Annotated in this window: 16 protein-coding genes; 8 read left to right on the top strand and 8 right to left on the bottom strand. The window is 52.8% G+C overall.

Annotated elements, in window-relative coordinates:
- Window positions 1-27: 27 nt before the first annotated feature.
- Window positions 28-1677, bottom strand: a complete 1650-nt coding sequence (locus JYE50_RS02540; protein WP_084094178.1) for a peptide ABC transporter substrate-binding protein — start codon at window positions 1675-1677, stop codon at window positions 28-30.
- A gap of 313 nt (window positions 1678-1990) precedes the next feature.
- Between JYE50_RS02540 and JYE50_RS02535 the strand changes: the two genes are divergently transcribed.
- Complete coding sequence (locus tag JYE50_RS02535; protein WP_084094175.1) at window positions 1991-2755, top strand: HdeD family acid-resistance protein; 765 nt, start codon at window positions 1991-1993, stop codon at window positions 2753-2755.
- Window positions 2756-2894: 139 nt separating this feature from the next.
- A complete protein-coding gene (locus JYE50_RS02530; RefSeq protein ID WP_084094174.1) occupies window positions 2895-3611 on the top strand; it encodes an NAD-dependent protein deacylase in 717 nt (238 codons plus the stop codon).
- Window positions 3612-3667: 56 nt separating this feature from the next.
- Here the strand turns inward: JYE50_RS02530 and JYE50_RS02525 are convergent, their stop codons facing one another.
- The gene (locus tag JYE50_RS02525; protein WP_143329684.1) at window positions 3668-4936 is read right to left on the bottom strand and encodes an SH3 domain-containing protein; all 1269 of its coding nucleotides are present in this window, start codon (window positions 4934-4936) and stop codon (window positions 3668-3670) included.
- 243 nt (window positions 4937-5179) lie between these two features.
- On the opposite strand from JYE50_RS02525, the gene JYE50_RS02520 reads away from it, so the two are divergent.
- From JYE50_RS02520 to JYE50_RS02510, 3 genes are read left to right on the top strand one after another with little or no spacing between them, the layout of a single operon-like run.
- Entirely contained in the window at window positions 5180-6469 is a 1290-nt protein-coding gene (locus JYE50_RS02520) for an anti-phage protein ZorA-like protein (RefSeq protein WP_084094170.1), read from the top strand.
- A gap of 2 nt (window positions 6470-6471) precedes the next feature.
- Window positions 6472-7443 (top strand): OmpA family protein, encoded by a 972-nt coding sequence (locus tag JYE50_RS02515; RefSeq protein ID WP_084094168.1) that lies wholly within the window; start codon window positions 6472-6474, stop codon window positions 7441-7443.
- Between the two features lie 14 nt (window positions 7444-7457).
- The gene (locus JYE50_RS02510; protein ID WP_084094166.1) at window positions 7458-7940 is read left to right on the top strand and encodes a hypothetical protein; all 483 of its coding nucleotides are present in this window, start codon (window positions 7458-7460) and stop codon (window positions 7938-7940) included.
- A 650-nt stretch (window positions 7941-8590) separates the two neighbouring features.
- Here the strand turns inward: JYE50_RS02510 and JYE50_RS02505 are convergent.
- From JYE50_RS02505 to JYE50_RS02495, 3 genes are all read right to left on the bottom strand, one after another.
- Window positions 8591-9793 (bottom strand): NADP-dependent isocitrate dehydrogenase, encoded by a 1203-nt coding sequence (locus JYE50_RS02505; protein WP_084094164.1) that lies wholly within the window; start codon window positions 9791-9793, stop codon window positions 8591-8593.
- A 187-nt stretch (window positions 9794-9980) separates the two neighbouring features.
- The gene (locus JYE50_RS02500; protein WP_084094162.1) at window positions 9981-10745 is read right to left on the bottom strand and encodes a hypothetical protein; all 765 of its coding nucleotides are present in this window, start codon (window positions 10743-10745) and stop codon (window positions 9981-9983) included.
- Window positions 10739-11389 (bottom strand): cytidylate kinase-like family protein, encoded by a 651-nt coding sequence (locus JYE50_RS02495; RefSeq protein ID WP_084094160.1) that lies wholly within the window; start codon window positions 11387-11389, stop codon window positions 10739-10741. Before JYE50_RS02495 ends, JYE50_RS02500 begins: the two co-directional genes overlap by 7 nt.
- Before the next feature lie 235 nt (window positions 11390-11624).
- Between JYE50_RS02495 and JYE50_RS02490 the strand changes: the two genes are divergently transcribed.
- Window positions 11625-12275, top strand: coding sequence for a hypothetical protein (locus tag JYE50_RS02490; protein ID WP_084094159.1), 651 nt, complete (start codon window positions 11625-11627; stop codon window positions 12273-12275).
- Window positions 12276-12278: 3 nt separating this feature from the next.
- On the opposite strand, the gene JYE50_RS02485 is transcribed toward JYE50_RS02490, so the two are convergent.
- From JYE50_RS02485 to JYE50_RS02475, 3 genes are all read right to left on the bottom strand, one after another.
- Window positions 12279-12941 carry a lysophospholipid acyltransferase family protein gene (locus tag JYE50_RS02485; protein WP_084094157.1) on the bottom strand — a complete coding sequence of 221 codons (663 nt, stop codon included), beginning with the start codon at window positions 12939-12941 and terminating at the stop codon, window positions 12279-12281.
- Window positions 12942-13258: 317 nt separating this feature from the next.
- Window positions 13259-14716 carry an IMP dehydrogenase gene (gene guaB / locus JYE50_RS02480; protein WP_084094155.1) on the bottom strand — a complete coding sequence of 486 codons (1458 nt, stop codon included), beginning with the start codon at window positions 14714-14716 and terminating at the stop codon, window positions 13259-13261.
- Window positions 14717-14796: 80 nt separating this feature from the next.
- A complete protein-coding gene (locus tag JYE50_RS02475; protein ID WP_084094153.1) occupies window positions 14797-15504 on the bottom strand; it encodes a 2-phosphosulfolactate phosphatase in 708 nt (235 codons plus the stop codon).
- A gap of 159 nt (window positions 15505-15663) precedes the next feature.
- On the opposite strand from JYE50_RS02475, the gene trhA reads away from it, so the two are divergent.
- Together trhA and JYE50_RS02465 are read left to right on the top strand one after the other, a co-directional pair.
- The gene (gene trhA, locus JYE50_RS02470) at window positions 15664-16314 is read left to right on the top strand and encodes a PAQR family membrane homeostasis protein TrhA (RefSeq protein ID WP_084094151.1); all 651 of its coding nucleotides are present in this window, start codon (window positions 15664-15666) and stop codon (window positions 16312-16314) included.
- Between the two features lie 265 nt (window positions 16315-16579).
- Complete coding sequence (locus JYE50_RS02465) at window positions 16580-16861, top strand: hypothetical protein (RefSeq protein ID WP_084094149.1); 282 nt, start codon at window positions 16580-16582, stop codon at window positions 16859-16861.
- Window positions 16862-16889 lie beyond the last annotated feature (28 nt).

Below are 16889 nucleotides of genomic sequence, written 5' to 3'. Positions count from 1 at the left end.
CGTGCTGACCGCTCCGTTCGGTTGTCCTTACTTGGTTGTATCCTTATAGACACGGTTCAGCGCCACAGGATGGAAGTCAATACCTTCCACACCGTCAGTGATCAGGTTCGCGTTGGCCTTGGTGTACAGGGGAGCGATAACCGCTTCCTGCATAACCAGGGTCTCAGCCTTGAACATGGCATCCCAGCGGGCATCATAGTCGGTGATGTAGGCGCCGGTGGTGCAGTCCGCGATCAGCTGGTCGAATTCAGCGTTGGACCAGAAACCGTAGTTGTTGGAATTGTTGGTCACCCACATGCCAAGGTAGGTCATGGGGTCAGCGTAGTCGGGACCCCAGCGGGTCAGCGCGATATCGTAGTTGTCGTTCTGCATCTTGTCCAGGCGCTCCGCCTTGGTCATGCTCTGCAGGTTGATCACAACGCCGGGCAGCGCGTCTTCAACGTCTTCCTTGATGGCCTGCGCAACCTTCTGGACTTCATCGCCCTCGTTGTTGCCGTAGATCATGGTGAAGGTGAAGCTGTCCTTGCCCAGTTCAGCCTTGGCGGCCTCATAGTATTCGGCAGCCTTTTCAGGATTGTAGCCGACATAGTCGGTAAAGGCATCCTGGTTGGCGGAGAAGTCTTCGCCGGTGGTGCTGCTGGCGGCAAACTGCGGCGGAACCGCGGTAAAGGTCGCCAGGGAGCCGTCCATAACATAGTTGTCAACCAGGTTGTCCCGGTCGATGGCGTTGCTGATGGCCAGGCGCAGGTTAGCATTGGCCAGCATGCCGCCCTCAGCGTTCTTTTCGGTCTGGCTGAAGGACAGGTACCACATGTATCCGGCACCGGTCACCTTCAGTTTCTCGGCCAGGGCAGCGTCTTTCTTGGCGGCATCCACCTGGTCGCCGGAAATCATAACAACGTCCAGGGTGTTGTTGCGGAACGCGGTCAGGGCGTTGTCAGAGGAACCGACCACCTGATAGGTGATTCCGGCCAGCTTCACGCGGTCGGCATCCCAGTAGTCAGGATTCTTCTTCACGCTCAGGTTCGCGGTACCGGGGGTATAGCTTTCCAGCACGAAGGCGCCGTTGCTCAGGAAGGTCTCCGGGCTGGTGCCGTAGGTACCGTCCGCCAGGCTGTTGTAGAACTCTTCATTAATCGGATAGAAGGTGGGGAAATACATCAGGCTCGGGAAGAAAGACACCGGAACGTTCAGTTCAACAACCAGCGTTTTGTCATCCGCGGCGTTGACGCCCAGGGTGGTCAGGTCGGACTCGGAACCGCTGATGATTTCCGCGGCGCCCTTGATGTTGCCGATCTCGTCCAGCATATAGGCATATTCGCCGGCTTCCTTCGCGATCCGCCTCCAGGCGAACACGAAGTCGTTGGCGGTAACAGCCGTTCCATTGTTCCACTTCGCGTCACGCAGGTGGAAAGTGTAGGTCAGGCCGTCTTCGCTCAGGTCGTAGCTTTCAGCGATGGCAGGAACGGCAGCACCGTCCTTGTCCATCTGCATCAGGCCGTCGATGCAGTCAGCGATTACTTCGAAAGAGTCACCGTCAGTCGCCAGGTTGGTGTCCAGGGACATAACGTTCGTACCAAGCATAACGCCCAGGTAGCTTGCGTCTTCGGCGGAAGCCGTGACAACGCAGGCCAGGAGCATCATGATGGACAACAGGATAGCCGTCAGTTTCTTCATGATAGTTCACTCTCCTGATTAAATTATGGTTAACCTGGTTGATATTTTAACCTTCCGGTTTGTTAAAGTAAACTAAAAAACAATTGTAAAACAATTTCGTTTCACATTTTTTGCGTTGCTGAAACATTTATCTTTCCTATATAGAAACCTTCCCCTTTGCCCTTTTTTCTCATCCTGTGTCCTTTATCCATTCAGCGCTTTCTGCCGTCTGTTACAGCCTTTCCCCTTCCCTTCCATGCGGCAGGATTTTGTCTGCCGGATGTGGAAATAATGGGTGATATGAAATGAATATAAAAGCGGAGGAATATCTGTTATGAAGAATATAAAGCTTTTCAGCCGCAGTAAAAAAGATCCGGATACGCTGACTGCCCGTTCCATGATCCTGCCCATCGCTTTCTGTCTTGTCTGCGGTGTGCTGCTGATCCTGTTCGGCAATCTGGCCCTGCGCATCACAGCCTATGTGCTGGCCGGTGTCATGATTCTCTGCGGTATCTGGTCCATCATTGCCTATATGCGTTCCAAGCCTGTCCAGCGGATCACGGAATCCCGCCTTGCCACAGGTCTCATCCTGCTGGTCGCCGGTTCCCTGCTGGCTTTCAATCCCAACTACCTGGAGGACTTCCTGCCCTTCATCTGGGGCCTGGCGCTTCTCTTCGGCGGTTTCCTGAAGATCCAGTATGCTTTTGATGAGAAATCCGTCGATGTAAAGAGATGGTGGATCATGCTGATCTTCGCCGCCTTCTCCCTCATCGTCGGTATCCTTTCCCTGCTGAACCTGCTGGGTGAAAACCGCAACCTGGTTATCGGCATCCTGCTGGTGCTGGAGGCTGTGCTGGATATCACGGTTTTCTTCCTCCTTCGCCACGCCCTGAAGAAGAGCTCCCAGCCAGTGGCCGCCGTAACTCAGACCTTCGAGTCTGACACCCCCGCCGACGAATCCCCCGCCGAATCCCCTGAGACTCCCGCCGAATCCCCTGAGACTCCCGCCGAATCCCCCGCCCAGGAAGTTCCTGCAACCGAAGAAAATCCAGCCGAGACTCCCGCCGCAGAGGACACCCCTGCTACAGAAAAAGAGTAACTATCTCATCCCGGCCGCAGCCGTACATTTTTAAGTTTTCAGTCTTCAGTTTTAAGTAGCACCCCGGCCGCAGCCGAATAATTCTGAATTCTGAATTCTGAATTTGTCTTCTTTCCCGCCCTGAAAGGATCTGATCATTATGTCATATGATGCCCTGCAAAAGATGGTCAATGACTGTTCCCGCATCGTCTTCTTCGGCGGTGCCGGTGTGTCCACGGAAAGCGGCATTCCGGATTTCCGCAGTGTGGACGGACTGTATAACCAGAAGTATGATTATCCGCCGGAAACTATTCTTTCCCATACCTTCTTTATGAAAAGGCCGGAAGCTTTCTTCCGCTTCTACCGGGATAAGATGCTCCCCCTGGACGCGAAGCCCAACAAGGCCCATCTGAAGCTCGCCGAATGGGAAAAGGAAGGAAAGCTGCTGGCCGTGGTGACTCAGAATATCGACGGGCTCCACCAGGCAGCCGGCAGCAAAAAGGTCTACGAGCTTCACGGCAGTGTTCACCGGAATTACTGTATGAAGTGCGGCAAGTTCTTCCCGCCGGAATATATCCGGGACAGCAAGGACGAAATCCCCGTATGCCCCTGCGGCGGCCGGATCAAACCGGATGTTGTTCTCTATGAGGAAGGCCTGGATAACGATGTGGTTTCCGGAGCGGTCAATGCCATAGCCCAGGCTGATATGCTCATCGTGGCCGGTACCAGTCTCACCGTCTACCCTGCCGCCGGTCTTGTCCGCTATTTCCGCGGGAAACACCTGGTGTTGATCAACCGGGACGCCACCCCCATGGACTCTGAATGTGATCTTGTGATCCACGACAAGGTCGGAGAGGTGCTCTCCTCCCTCACCTGATATAATATGCAAAACGAAAAGGCAGCCGCTTCCGGCAGGAGGCGGCTGCTGTCTTGTTATCCGTTTCCATCCCTGAAATACTTTTTCTCGATAAACCCTGTCCCCAGGTTTGTCAAAGCAGCAAACCAGTCTTCTGATTCTCCGATCAGCTGCATATCCAGATATAGGATGGAGCAATCGGAATAGGTCCAGATCGCGGTTGATGAAACAGAGGGTTCCGAATAAAGCGTCATCTCATTTAACAAAGAAGTATCGCTTGTCACGTTCCATGACTGGGTGGGATTATTGTCCACTTCAAACAGCACACCGTTTGGGGATGGATATATATCTTCATTCCACACATATCCTGTCATATCTCCTAACGCGACCCGGATAATACCGTCTTCCACCTCTTCCAGTATCTTTACCGGCGTTCCCTGGTAAACAGTAAAGGACTCATGGTATTTCAGCTTCCCTTCGTACCCCGAATAAATCTGGATATATTCATTTGAATCAGAAGCAGCAATCGCGTCATATCTTCCTGTCTGCGGGTATAAATTCACGTTCTTCAGGCCCTGAGGCATCATCTGAGCGGTCACGTTTTCTATCTTCCGTGCTTCCTCATACGCACCGCATATTCTGGTTGTTCTGTCGTCTGTCCTGCCGTAAACGCTTTGTCTGTACTCGATATTCATAATATCCGGATAATACGTCAGTATCATTTCCTCTCCATAGTATGAGTACCAGTTTGATAATACCCACTGGTTCCCGGGCAGCCGGATGAAGCATGCGGTTGCTTCATCAATGAAATTGATCATAAGCTGATCCCCGGATAAGCCCTGGAAATAGATATCCGGGAATACGCCAAACAGTTTTTCGAGCCAGCCGCTCTTTGTTTCGGGCATCCATCTGTCATCAATACAGCTGTAAATCCTGATCTGCCATTTGCCGCTCATATCGCCAGCAAGCACATAAAAACGGTCATCGGCCTTTTCAGCATCAAGGATATATGTCCCCTCTTCCAGATCGTTAAGGATCTCCGGCAAGGGCTCATCAGTTCCTGCAAAATGCTGTGGTTCCCATTTGCCGTCATCTTTGTCGAAGAGCCTGACGTTCCGTCCTCCTTCCGGATCAACAGCCATCACGTATAACCATTCGTCCCCTGTTATGATGTCAGTGACATTCTCTCCCGGCTGAAGATACTCCAGAACCTCCGGAGCCAGTTCTTCCGCACTCATAGCAATGGTTTCTTCTTTCTCCGCATGACCGGAAACCGGCAAAGCCGCTGCTGTCAGCAAAACAGCCATTGATATGGCTGTTATTCTTTGAGTGACCGTCCTTTTCACAAGCATTCCTCCTTTGGGCAAACACAGCCGTTACCCGTATGGGACGCGGATAAACATACTGTTCATAATAGATGACGTATCAGCGGCTGTATACCTTCCTGTGAAAATGACTGATCCGGTAACTGTAATGATGAATTCTCAATTATATGAAAGCTTCCGGAACAGCATATGTTAATCAATCGTTTCATTAATGTGTCAGATATGATATAATCAGACGATGTTGTGTCAAAGGAGGCGAATGATTTGCCTGATTTATCTAAAGTCACGGCGATCCTGCCGGATCTTGCCGATTATGTGGTTTACGGGGCCATTGCCATTGTTACCCTGATTGGTCTCTTCAAATGCCTGATCCCGCTGTGGCGGACCACCGCTTCCCTGCGGCTGGCTATTTCCCGCCTGCAGCAGAACGCCGGGAAAAAGCTGGACAAGCCCGTCTGGCAGGAAGCCCGTTTTGTGGGCCGCCGCCTGAAAGGCAGCTGGCTTCGTTTCCTGCAGAATGCGGAACAACTGGACCGCCGCGGTCTTCCCACCAACGTGGAAGACTATATCAACGATGATACCGTGACCCACGGTCCCGGAAATGCCGGCCTGGCCGAGCTGATCCCGAACCTGCTCACCTCCCTTGGTATTCTCGGTACCTTCATGGGTCTTTCCCGCGGTCTGTCCTCCCTGAACTTCGCTGACTCCGCGCAGCTCATCCAGGGCATTCCGGATTTGCTGAGCGGTATGCGTTTTGCTTTCGGTACTTCTGTGGCCGGTATCAGCTGCAGCCTGGTCTTCAACATGCTCAACCGTATTTCCCAGGGTTCCAGCTACCGCGCTATCGATGATTTTGTTACTTCCTTTACCCAGCTGGCCATGTCCCGGCCCCTGGATAACGATGTCCAGATGATCATCCAGAACCAGGACCGCAACTTCATGCTTCAGGGCATCAACGAAACCCTGACGGACCGCCTTGTGGACAATGTGGGCCGTTCCATTTCCCGTGCCCTGAATCCTGTTGCGGAATCCATGGACCGCTTCCTGGTCGGCACGACCCGGAATCAGATCGAGGGTGTCAATCATATTGTCAGCCGCTTCCTGGCTGAAATGGATAGGAGTATGGGGGGACAGCTCACTTCCCTGGCCCAGTCCATGAGCACTTTGGAACAGAGCCAGCGCCAGGCTGCCAAAGCCACCGGTGAAAACCTCTCCGCGGCGGAAGGCATTATCCGCAATGCCCAGTCCCTGCAGGAGATCACCTCCCACGCGCTGGATAAGTTTGATACCTACATGAAGCAGATCAATACCGTTCGGGAGCGGGATGAAAATTTCGAACGCCGTGCCGCGGACCTGCTCAATGATATGCGCAAGGAAAGCAAGGATATGGCTTCCCTGATCTCCGGACTCACCGATAAACTGAAAACCCTTCCCGAAGACGGAGACGCTCCGGCTGATGATAAGCTTTCCGAGATCAGTGGCCTGCTTTCCGGCCTCAATGAGAATGTCAAATCCGTTTCTGAAACCCTGACCCGGCTGTCCAAGGAGGCCTGATCATGGCACGTCAACGTATCCATAACCGTCGTGCCGGCCGGGGTTCCGGAGGCACCGGCGCCAGCTGGATCAGCTATTCCGATATGATGGCAGCCCTGCTGCTCATCTTCGTCCTGATCCTGACCTACAGCCTCTATCAGTATTTCACCATGCTGGAGGCCAAAACAAAAGAACTGAATGCCCAGCAGCTGGTACTGGATCAGCAGACCATTGACCTGCAGCTGGCCAAAGATGAACTGGATGACAAGGAAGCCCGCCTGGTCATCATCCAGGGAGACCTGGATGATCTGAAAGTGAAACTGGAAGACCAGGAGAAGACCTTGTCCGACCTGCAGATCGTACTTTCCTCCAAGGAAGCGGATCTGGAAGCCGCCACCATCCAGCTCCAGGAGCAGAAAGACCTGCTGAATGCCCAGGCCCTGCGGATCGATAAACTGATCGGTATCCGTTCCACCATGATCCAGGACCTGTCCAATTCCCTTTCCGCGGCAAACCTGAAGGCCGCTGTTGACCCGAATACCGGCGATATCATGCTGGACAGCGCTGTCTTCTTTGAAACCGGCAGTTCAGAGATCCGTCAGGAAGGTAAAGACCTGCTGGACCGCTTTATCCCGGTTTACCTGGACGTGCTTCTGCGTGATCAGTATTCTGATTATCTCGGTGAGATCATCATCGAGGGCCATACGGACTCCAAGGGTTCCTATGAATCGAACCTGAAGCTGAGCCAGAACCGTGCCCTTCAGGTGGCCCTCTACTGCCTGAAGATGCCTTCCCTGACCGGTGAACAGAAAGCCCAGCTCCAGAAGATTCTCACCGCAAAAGGCCGCAGCTATGCCGACCTGATCTATGTCGACGGTATTGAGGATGCTGACGCGTCCCGCCGTGTTGAATTCAAATTCAGCCTGAAGGATTCTGAAATGATCGCGGAAATGAACCGCATCCTTTCCGGCAGTGAACCCGCCCCGGCGGAGTAAAAGGAGACTGAAGGATGAAACCCTTAGCGATCATTCTGGTTGTTCTGGTGCTGGCCGCCGTCGTCGGCGTAGGCTGGCTGTATCTGAACGCGCGGATGGATATCCGCTTCGTGTCCTGCGTTGCCAATGATGGCGTGGACCAGGCGGAAGTCTTCGACACCCTCAAGACCAGAGTCAAAAACTCCACCTTTGTCGGCACCCTTTTCACGAAGGAGGAGCCCGGTACCGCGGATCAGTATCAGTTCCTGACCTACACCCTGCACTTTAACAATCATTCTTTCCTGAAAGCCGAAGTCATTGAGATCCGGATCACGCCCATGCAGGGAGATGTTATCCAGATCGGTGAGGAGTATGTCCATGACCTGCCCGCCGGACAGCAGATGGACCTGACGGCCACCATCATGACAGCCAGGAATATGCATGCCGTCCGTGAGGCCACCGTCACCTGGTATTTCTGGGGTTTGCCCTTTACAGAAAAGCTGACGCTGGGAAGATGACATTCAGTCATCTTCAACGGGATGCTTTTCTGTAAAAACTGGAAACTCTTCACTCTTAACTTTTCACTATTCACTCTTAACTCACCACCAAAGCCTGCCATCCGGCAGGCTTTCTTCTATTCAAAAAAACAGCACTCCGTGCTGTTTTATCCACCTTTTTCCGCCTTAAACATTATATCACATGAGCCATAGACCTCAGTCTATGGCTCATATTTCACATCGGTCGCAGACCGATATTTCACATTCGGCGTAAGCCGAATATTTCACATTGAGCAGCATAGCTGCTCAATATTTCACTGAAAAAACCTTCCGCAACTGCGAAAGGTTTTTTCCCAACCCCCGGGGAGCCGATGCCTTCGTTTTTTCACCCGCTCTGTAAAGCAGGCTGGTGCCCTGCCGAACGCTTTTGCCGTCCCCTGGCGTACAAGACGGGGGCATGGCATATCGTCCTTTGGACCCGGGCTCCATTTTATGAAATGTGGGGAAAACCGAAAAGCTGTCGCGAACCCCAGGATGTCTGTCATTATTATATCCGCTGCAGGTTTCTCAGTCAAGAGTCCCCTTTTCTTCCAAACGCATTCCTTTCAATCGAAAACCAGCTTCCTCAGGAAGCTGGTTCTCCGCCATTGTTCATTGTGAATTATTAATTGTTAATTGTTTTCCATCCGTTCACGGATGGAAAGCAAAAACTCCTTACTGTTCACAGCCTTCGCTTCTCCCTCATACAGCGTAGCCAGGTCCTTCGTCATGATCCCGCTGTTGATAGTGTCCAGCGTAGCCTTCTCCAGTTTGTCCGCAAAAGCCTGCAGTTCCGGCAGGTTGTCCAGTTCGCCCCGCTTCCGCAGCGCTCCGCTCCAGGCGAAGATCGTAGCCACGGGATTCGTGCTGGTCTCCTCGCCCTTCAGGTAGCGGTAGTAGTGCCGGGTTACGGTTCCGTGGGCGGCTTCATATTCAAACTGTCCGTTCGGACTTACCAGAACGGAAGTCATCATAGCCAGGGAACCGAAAGCCGTGGCGATCATATCGCTCATCACGTCGCCGTCATAGTTTTTGCAGGCCCAGATAAATCCGCCTTCGGAGCGGACTACCCGCGCTACGGCATCGTCGATCAGCGTGTAGAAATAGGTGATCCTGGCTTTTTCAAAAGCTTCTTTGTACTTTGTCTCATACAGTTCAGCGAAAATGTCCTTGAACCGGTGGTCATAGGTCTTGCTGATGGTATCCTTCGTGGAGAACCACAGGTCCTGCTTCACGCTCAGTGCGTACTGGAAGCAGCTGTGGGCGAAAGAGGAAATGGAAGCATCCAGGTTGTGCAGTCCCTGCAGTACGCCCGGGCCCTTGAACTCGAAAACGGTCTGGCGGATTTCCTTTCCGTCTTCCCCTGTAAACACCAGCTCCGCTTTCCCGGCGCCGGGAACCCGCATTTCCGTATTCTTATACACATCGCCGTAAGCATGACGGGCAATGGTGATGGGCTTCTTCCAGGTCCGCACCGTGGGATGCACACCGTTCACCTGGATCGGAGCCCGGAACACGGTACCGTCCAGGATCGCGCGGATTGTTCCGTTAGGGCTCTTCCACATTTCCTTCAGGTTGTATTCCTCAACCCGCTGGGCATTGGGAGTGATCGTAGCGCACTTCACCGCCACGCCGTACTTCAGCGTCGCTTTCGCGCTGTCCACAGTCACCTGGTCATTGGTTTCATCCCGGTGTTTCAGACCCAGGTCATAATACTCGGTTTTCAGGTCCACAAAGGGCTCCAGCAGCTGCTTTTTAATCTCCGCCCAGAGGATCCGGGTCATTTCATCCCCGTCCATCTCCACCAGCGGGGTTTTCATCTGAATCTTGCTCATTTATCTGTCCTCTTTCCATAATATCAGTATCGTCATCCCGTATGGATGAAGCGGGATAAGCACTCTTTTCATTCTGAATTCTTAATTCTGAATTCTGAATTGCATAAAAGATCCCCGAAGGAGATTTTATGCTATCCTTCGGGGAGATACAAGCAGACTTCCAAAAAACAACACAGAAAAGACAGGATCAGTCCGGAGCCCAGGCGTCATACTCCATTGCGGCGGAATCCGGTTCCGGTGTCGGAGTGGCATTAGCTTCCAGTGTCACAAGCCTGTTATCAGGAAAATAACCGCCCTCGCCTTCTTCATCGAAAGGCGGATCGGTGGTTTCCACTTTCATGATGATACCCTCATCCTGATCCCAGTATTCGGGCAGCGGAAAGATGATCATCATTTGCAGCCAGTCTTTATGGGTCTGGTACTGGTTCGGATAATACGCGTATGTAACCTGGGGCTTTTCCCCGTTCAGGATTTCCTTTTCCTTGTCTTCGTACTTGTCAAACTCATAGTCAACAAAGGAATCTGAAGGATTGCTGACAACCCTCTGTGCGCGCTCGGCAGGCGTTGCCATAGCCTGTTCCTTCGTTATCGTATCCGGGCTCAGTGCGCGTATAAAAGCGCCGGCGACACGCGGAAAACGGTTTACATCGCTTACCCGCACCAGCATATAGTGAATACCGTCATATCTCATATATACGGTTACACCAACAACTTCAGGTTCGTAATTATCCGGAGCGGAAGAGATGCCCAGTTCCACAACGTTGTCCGTTTCGTCAAACACCCTGTTGATCTCGTAGTCACCGTTCTCTACCAGGAAATCATTCACCCTCGACATGTAGTTTTTCAGCATCTTCTGTCCGGGAGTGGAGTCCCGCAGCGGCAGTTCATCCGCAATGCCGCATCCTGCGATCATAACCAAGACCAGGAGCAGCGCAAAAATCCGTTTTACCATTCTTTATCCTTTTCCTCTGCCATTTTTTTCCTGATCTCCACGCACTGGCAGATCAGTTCAACACACCCTTCAATGCCCAGGGTGCCTGTATCAACACACAGGTCATAGTTGTTCACATCGCCCCATGTGCCTGTAGCGTAATAGTTGTAGTACGAAGCGCGCTGCTTGTCCGCCTTGCGCAGGATTTCCTCCGCCTTCACGGGATCCGCTCCGTTATACTTGATGATTCGCTGGATCCGGTCTTCTGTCTTCGCCTTCACAAAGACGTTGATCACGTTATCATGATCCCGCAGCACATAGTCCGCGCAGCGGCCCACGATGACGCAGGGACCTTCATCCGCCAGGCGGCGGATGGTATCAAACTGGGCCAGGAAGATCTTATGGTTCAGCGGCATATCCATATACATGGTTCCCGGTTCACCCCGTGTTTGCGCGCCGCTGATCAGGGAGAACAGGAGATTCTTTCCCTGCTTCTCGTCATAGCTTTCAAGAAGTTCCTGACAGATGCCGCTGTCCCGGGATGCTTCCGCCAGCAGCTCCTTGTCATAGAAAGGGATGTCCAGTTTCTCGGCCAGCAGTTTGGCCACATAGCGGCCGCCTGAACCGTACTGTCTCCCTACGGTGATGATCGGCTGATACTTCATGAAAACTCCCTTCCTTTCTTTCGTCTTTATCTGTGTGCCGGAGGCACATTTTAGTAAGTTCTCACTTATAGTATTCGCTTCCTGTCTGCCGTTTCCCTGCTTTTGTCCTGTTATTGCCTTGTTTTCCTCCCTGTTCCGTGGTATGCTTCCTGTTGAATCAATTATGATTCAAGGGAATAATTTCAACCGTTTATTATTCATTTTTCATTGTTCATTCAATGGGAACGGAGTTTGCATGAAGACCCCTGTCACTTCCAAATCCCTTCGTCAGCACTTCACCTATAACTGGTGGGTGTATCTTCTGATCGCGCTGCTCGCTTTTGGCCTGGTGGACCTGCTCTATACAGTGACAGCCTATCGTTCGCCCAGGGATAAGACCATCGGGTTCTATGTTTACGGCTATGTGAATGATACGGGTATGTCCGCCTATATGGATAATATCCGCGAAACCGAAATGTCTGACATGGAGGAAATGTCCTCTGTCATGCTCGCCATGGATGACACCTACGGACCGATGCAGCTGATGACCTACCTGTCCGCCGGTGAAGGCGATGTCTATATGCTGCCCCGTGAACAGTTCCTGAATTACTCCATGGGCGGTTCCATGGTTCCCCTGGAGAATGATGCCGAGCTGATGGCTCTGTTTGACGCTGCCGGTGTTAACCTGCAGAGCGGATGGCGGAAAGAAACAGAATCCGGGGAGAATCATCTCTACGGTATTCCGCAGGACAAGCTCCCCGGTCTTATTCAGTATGCTTATGCACAGGATGGTTTCCTTTGTGTCCCCCTTACAGGTGGAAACCAGGAAAACGCTATGAAGTTCCTCCGGATCCTCTGCAGGGATATGCTCACTGCCCCGCCTGAGGAAACCGCCGCTGACGAATAATCATCAGCCGCGGATACCCGCTGTCAGTTTCTCTGCCAGTTCCTTTTCCTGCTCGCTGAAACGGCGGGCCGGATCGTACCACACAGGAGCGGCAACTTTGAACAAATGATTCTTATAATCCACATGGACAGGATACATCTTCAGCGCTCTTCCGCTGGCCTTGTACCACAGCTGTCCCAGACGCAGCCACCCGGTATTGATCCGCCGGTGGCTGTTTTTTCCGGGACCCGGGATTTCCGGGAACAGAAGCAGGTAGTGATCCTTCTGCAGTACGCGGACACTCTCGCGCAGTGTCAGCATGATCCGCTGGTCACGGTAAACCGGGATATGCGGAATGCTGCGCAGCATTGGGGGCATCAGCACAGAAGCGATATAAGGAACCGTCACATTCAGCAGCGGCGCGAAAAAGCTGTCCGGCTTCCACCAGTAGTCCTTCCGGACGTAAGCCGGAATCTCCTTCGGGTTCAGCATTTCACTGTTGACCCAGGGGTGGATCTTACCCCGCAGCGGGAACTTGGCGCACATGTCAACAGGTCCGCTGGAACCCGCATGGTTCACCACAAACACGCAGGGACCTTCCTCAAAGGGAACTTCCCATTCTGTTTTCATTTTCCGGCTGAAAAGCCGTACTGTGGCTCCCGCCAGCTTATAAAAGCGCTTGCCCACTTCTGCTCCTCCCGTCTGATCTGCGATCCTTTTTCTGCGCAGGAAAACACCTGCGGATGCTGAGGAATGCTGAATTCAGAACCCAGAATAATGAACTGTTATACGTAAATGACAGGTTTCATATTATTTATTCTGAATGGATAGCGCAGAAACCTTTAATTCTGAATTCAGAATTATATAAGTTGCTGTCACATCCGCCGTATGGCGGATATTTCACATTCGACGTCAGTCGAATATTTCACATTGGCCGTCAGGCCAATATTTCACATTCCAAAGGGCTGTGCCCTTTGGAATATTTCATTCTATTCAGGAAGCAATCAATTGCTTCTGGAATAGTTCGGTGCTTCCTTCGTAATGGAGATATCATGCGGATGGCTTTCCGCCAGGCCCGCTCCGGTGATCTTGATGAACTGGCTGTTCTTCCGCAGGTCATCAATGGTCTTTGTTCCGCAGTATCCCATACCGGCACGCAGGCCGCCAACCATCTGGAAGATGGTATCTGCCAGCGTTCCCTTGTAGGGCACGCGGCCTTCCACGCCTTCGGGAACCAGTTTCTTCTGGCCTTCCTGGAAATAACGGTCCTTGGAACCCACGGACATAGCCGCGAGGCTGCCCATGCCGCGATAGACCTTGAAGGAACGTCCCTGGTAGATTTCCATGGCTCCGGGGCTCTCCTCGGTACCGGCCAGCAGGCTGCCCAGCATCACGCAGCTTCCGCCCGCTGCCAGGGCCTTGGCGATATCGCCGGAATATTTGATACCGCCGTCCGCGATGACGCGCACGCCGTATTTGTCTGCTTCTTCCGCGCAGTCGGAAATGGCTGTGATCTGCGGAACACCGATACCGGCAACCACACGGGTCGTACAGATGGAACCCGGACCGATACCAACCTTCACGCAGTCAACACCGGCGGAGATCAGGTCGTGGGTCGCGGCAGCGGTTGCCACGTTGCCGGCAAACAGGGTGATGTCCGGATACTTGTTACGGATCTTCTCCACCTGTCTCAGCACACCCAGGCTGTGGCCGTGGGCTGTATCAATATTGATCACGTCCACCTTGGCAGCCAGCAGGGCGTCGATCCGTTCAAACACATCGTTTGTCACGCCTACAGCAGCACCGCACAGCAGACGGCCGTTCTCGTCCTTGGCGCTGTTGGGGTATTTGCTTGTCTTTTCAATATCTTTGATCGTGATCAGTCCGCGCAGCATGCCGTTCTTGTCCACGATCGGCAGTTTCTCGATCCGGTGGGAGGCCAGGATCTTTTTGGCTTCTTCCAGGGTGGTGCCTTCGGGAGCGGTGATCAGGTTTTCACTGGTCATGACCTCGCCGATGGGCCGGCTGTAATCTGTTTCAAACCGAAGGTCACGGTTGGTCAGGATGCCGACCAGCTTGCCTTCCCGGGTAATGGGGACGCCGCTGATGCGATAGCGGCTCATCAGTTCTTCCGCGTCGGAGATCAGGTTTTCGGGACTCAGATAAAAGGGATCTGTGATTACGCCATGCTCACTGCGCTTGACTTTATCAACCTGGGCCGCCTGTTCCTCGATAGTCATGTTCTTATGGATGATTCCCAGACCGCCTTCACGCGCCATCGCGATGGCCATGCGGCTGTCCGTCACCGTATCCATGGCGGCACTCAGCATGGGAATATTCAGTTTGATGTTTTTCGCCAGCTGGATCGAAAGATCCACATCCCTGGGGAGCACTTCGCTCTTCGCCGGCACCAGCAGTACGTCGTCAAAAGTCAATCCTTCCCTGATCTTATCCTGCAGCATCCCTTGTATCCTCCCTCCATATAATTAAAGTGTATTTTATCAAATCCGGAGCGCCCCTGTCAATTATTCTTTGCCTGTTTTTAGCCCGGAAATCCGGTGCCCGGAATCATCCTCGAGAGGTATCCATTGCTGTCTTTTTCGGCCTTCAGTACGAAATCAAACTTATCCCGGTCAATGCACATCCAGAAATCTTTTTCAGGGAAATCCGCCTGCCTGCAGGGATCAAAGAAATGCTTTCCGTTTCCGTTCCGCAGTGCCCGCAGTTTTTCGTCAATATCCGGCATTCCCCGTCCTGTCAAAAGTCCTTCAATATAGATGGCGCACAGTTCATCCTCTTCCGCCAGCGTGATTCCTTCCTTTCCCATGCAGACCAGCGTCACCTTCGCCGGTGCTTTGCTCCTGATATACGCGGCGATCGCTTTGGCGTTCACAAAGCTGCCGGTGATCACCTCGTCCGCGTGAACGGCGTTGACTATCCCCTGCGTTCCGGCGCTCGTGGTATGGATGACGCGCTTTCCCTGGATCATCTCCGGGTTGATGGAGGAAGGAGAATTTCCCAGGTCGCATCCGTCAATCCTGATCCCATGCCGTTCCCCCACCAGGACGCATTCGGAGTCTTTCTCACGCCAGTCAAAGGTTTCCTCAATGCTCCCCACCGGGCGTACTTCTCTGGCGCCCTGTGCGTACAGGTAGCATTCCATGGAAAACGCGCGGAACACGTCAATGATCACTGTCAGGCCTTCCGCCTGCTGTGCCCCGCTGATCAGGTGATTTATCCGGATGTCCATACTTTCTCCTTCCAGGGCTTGTATGCGCTCATTGCGCTGTTTTTCAGTACTGTATTATTACGCCGGACACGGATCATTTCCCTGTCTTTCGTGCGTCATTCCCTGAGAAATGTGCTATAATCTGTTCCGTTCATTTTTGTTTTTCTGAGGAGATATTTCATGAAAAAAGATGCCCGTATACTCAATGAGCCGCCGAAACGTTCCATCCTGGAAGAGGTTGGCAACGCGGTCACCCACGGTGTCGGCGCCCTGTTTGCCATTGCCGGCCTGGTGCTGCTCCTGGTTAAAGCCAGTACGCCCACCGGTGTTTTGTGCGCCGTCATCTACGGTTTCTGCCTGGTCATGATGTTCCTCATGAGCTGCCTGTATCATTCCTTCCGCTGGGGTTCCGGCGTCAAACGCCTCTGGCGGCGGTTCGACTATATCTCCATTTACCTGCTCATCGGCGGCACTTTTACGCCCATGTGGCTGATGTTCTGGGGCGGACAGCTGGGGACCATCCTCTGCTGCGTCCAGTGGGCTGTCATCATTACCGGGCTGGTTTTTGTCGCCGTCTTCGGCCCCGGCCGTCCCAGGGCGCTTCATATCACGCTTTTCATTGTCCTGGGCTGGTGCGGCCTGATCTTCCTGCCCCGTATGCTCCGTGAAAACCTGCCGCTGTTCCTGTTTACCCTCATCGGCGGTATTGTCTATACCGTGGGCATCATTCCCTTTGCTATGAAAAAGAAGGGAGCTCATTTCCTCTGGCATTTCTTCGTTTTCTTCGGCGCCGTCATCCACTGGTTCGGCATCTATTTCTTCCTGTACTGATATATAATCACAATATTTTTGTGCTTTTCTGTTGCCTTCCCCTTCTCTTTGTGCTACAATTCAATTGAACTGAACTGTGTTCCCTGCAACGGGCTTTGTTTTTCAATCCCTGCGGGCGGTATAAACCATATATAATTCTGCATTCTTAATTCTGAATTGTTGAGGAGTTGTCCAAATCTTTGATTTGGGTAACAACTCCCATGCTACAGCCGTCAAAGTCGCGAAGCGGCTTTGGTAACGGCGATCGCAGCATTGACGGAGAGGTGTGCCTGCATTGGATCGCGTATACGTTAAGGTATCGTCCGAATTTGATTCCACCGGCTATATGCAGCCCCGTGCCATTCTCTGGCCGGACGGGCGGAATTTCAGTATTGAGGAGATCCGTTCCTTCCGTCCTGCCGGCGGGGACCGCTCTCTGGACTGCTATACCGTCGTCATCCACGGAAAAGAACGCCGCCTCTTCTTTGAACGCACAACCGACCGTTCTGCCGGCCGTCTCGGCCGTTGGTTTGTGAATCCCGATTCACAAACCGGCAGCCAGCTCTAAACTCTTCACTCTTCACTCTAAACTTTTG

This window comes from Aristaeella lactis, from assembly GCF_018118585.1.
Classification (GTDB): domain Bacteria; phylum Bacillota; class Clostridia; order Christensenellales; family Aristaeellaceae; genus Aristaeella; species Aristaeella lactis.
Note: the sequence above shows the minus strand (reverse complement) of the source record. Positions and strands in the feature narration are given on the sequence as shown.

What these genes read in the sequence shown, in the direction of transcription:
- JYE50_RS02500 (WP_084094162.1), bottom strand. Translation starts at nt 10,745, where the DNA reads ATGGTAAAACGGATTTTTGCGCTGCTCCTGGTCTTGGTTATGATCGCA.
- JYE50_RS02505 (WP_084094164.1), bottom strand. Translation starts at nt 9,793, where the DNA reads ATGAGCAAGATTCAGATGAAAACCCCGCTGGTGGAGATGGACGGGGAT.
- trhA (WP_084094151.1), top strand. Translation starts at nt 15,664, where the DNA reads ATGAAAAAAGATGCCCGTATACTCAATGAGCCGCCGAAACGTTCCATC.
- JYE50_RS02510 (WP_084094166.1), top strand. Translation starts at nt 7,458, where the DNA reads ATGAAACCCTTAGCGATCATTCTGGTTGTTCTGGTGCTGGCCGCCGTC.
- JYE50_RS02515 (WP_084094168.1), top strand. Translation starts at nt 6,472, where the DNA reads ATGGCACGTCAACGTATCCATAACCGTCGTGCCGGCCGGGGTTCCGGA.
- JYE50_RS02530 (WP_084094174.1), top strand. Translation starts at nt 2,895, where the DNA reads ATGTCATATGATGCCCTGCAAAAGATGGTCAATGACTGTTCCCGCATC.
- JYE50_RS02490 (WP_084094159.1), top strand. Translation starts at nt 11,625, where the DNA reads ATGAAGACCCCTGTCACTTCCAAATCCCTTCGTCAGCACTTCACCTAT.
- JYE50_RS02495 (WP_084094160.1), bottom strand. Translation starts at nt 11,389, where the DNA reads ATGAAGTATCAGCCGATCATCACCGTAGGGAGACAGTACGGTTCAGGC.
- JYE50_RS02535 (WP_084094175.1), top strand. Translation starts at nt 1,991, where the DNA reads ATGAAGAATATAAAGCTTTTCAGCCGCAGTAAAAAAGATCCGGATACG.
- JYE50_RS02475 (WP_084094153.1), bottom strand. Translation starts at nt 15,504, where the DNA reads ATGGACATCCGGATAAATCACCTGATCAGCGGGGCACAGCAGGCGGAA.
- guaB (WP_084094155.1), bottom strand. Translation starts at nt 14,716, where the DNA reads ATGCTGCAGGATAAGATCAGGGAAGGATTGACTTTTGACGACGTACTG.
- JYE50_RS02540 (WP_084094178.1), bottom strand. Translation starts at nt 1,677, where the DNA reads ATGAAGAAACTGACGGCTATCCTGTTGTCCATCATGATGCTCCTGGCC.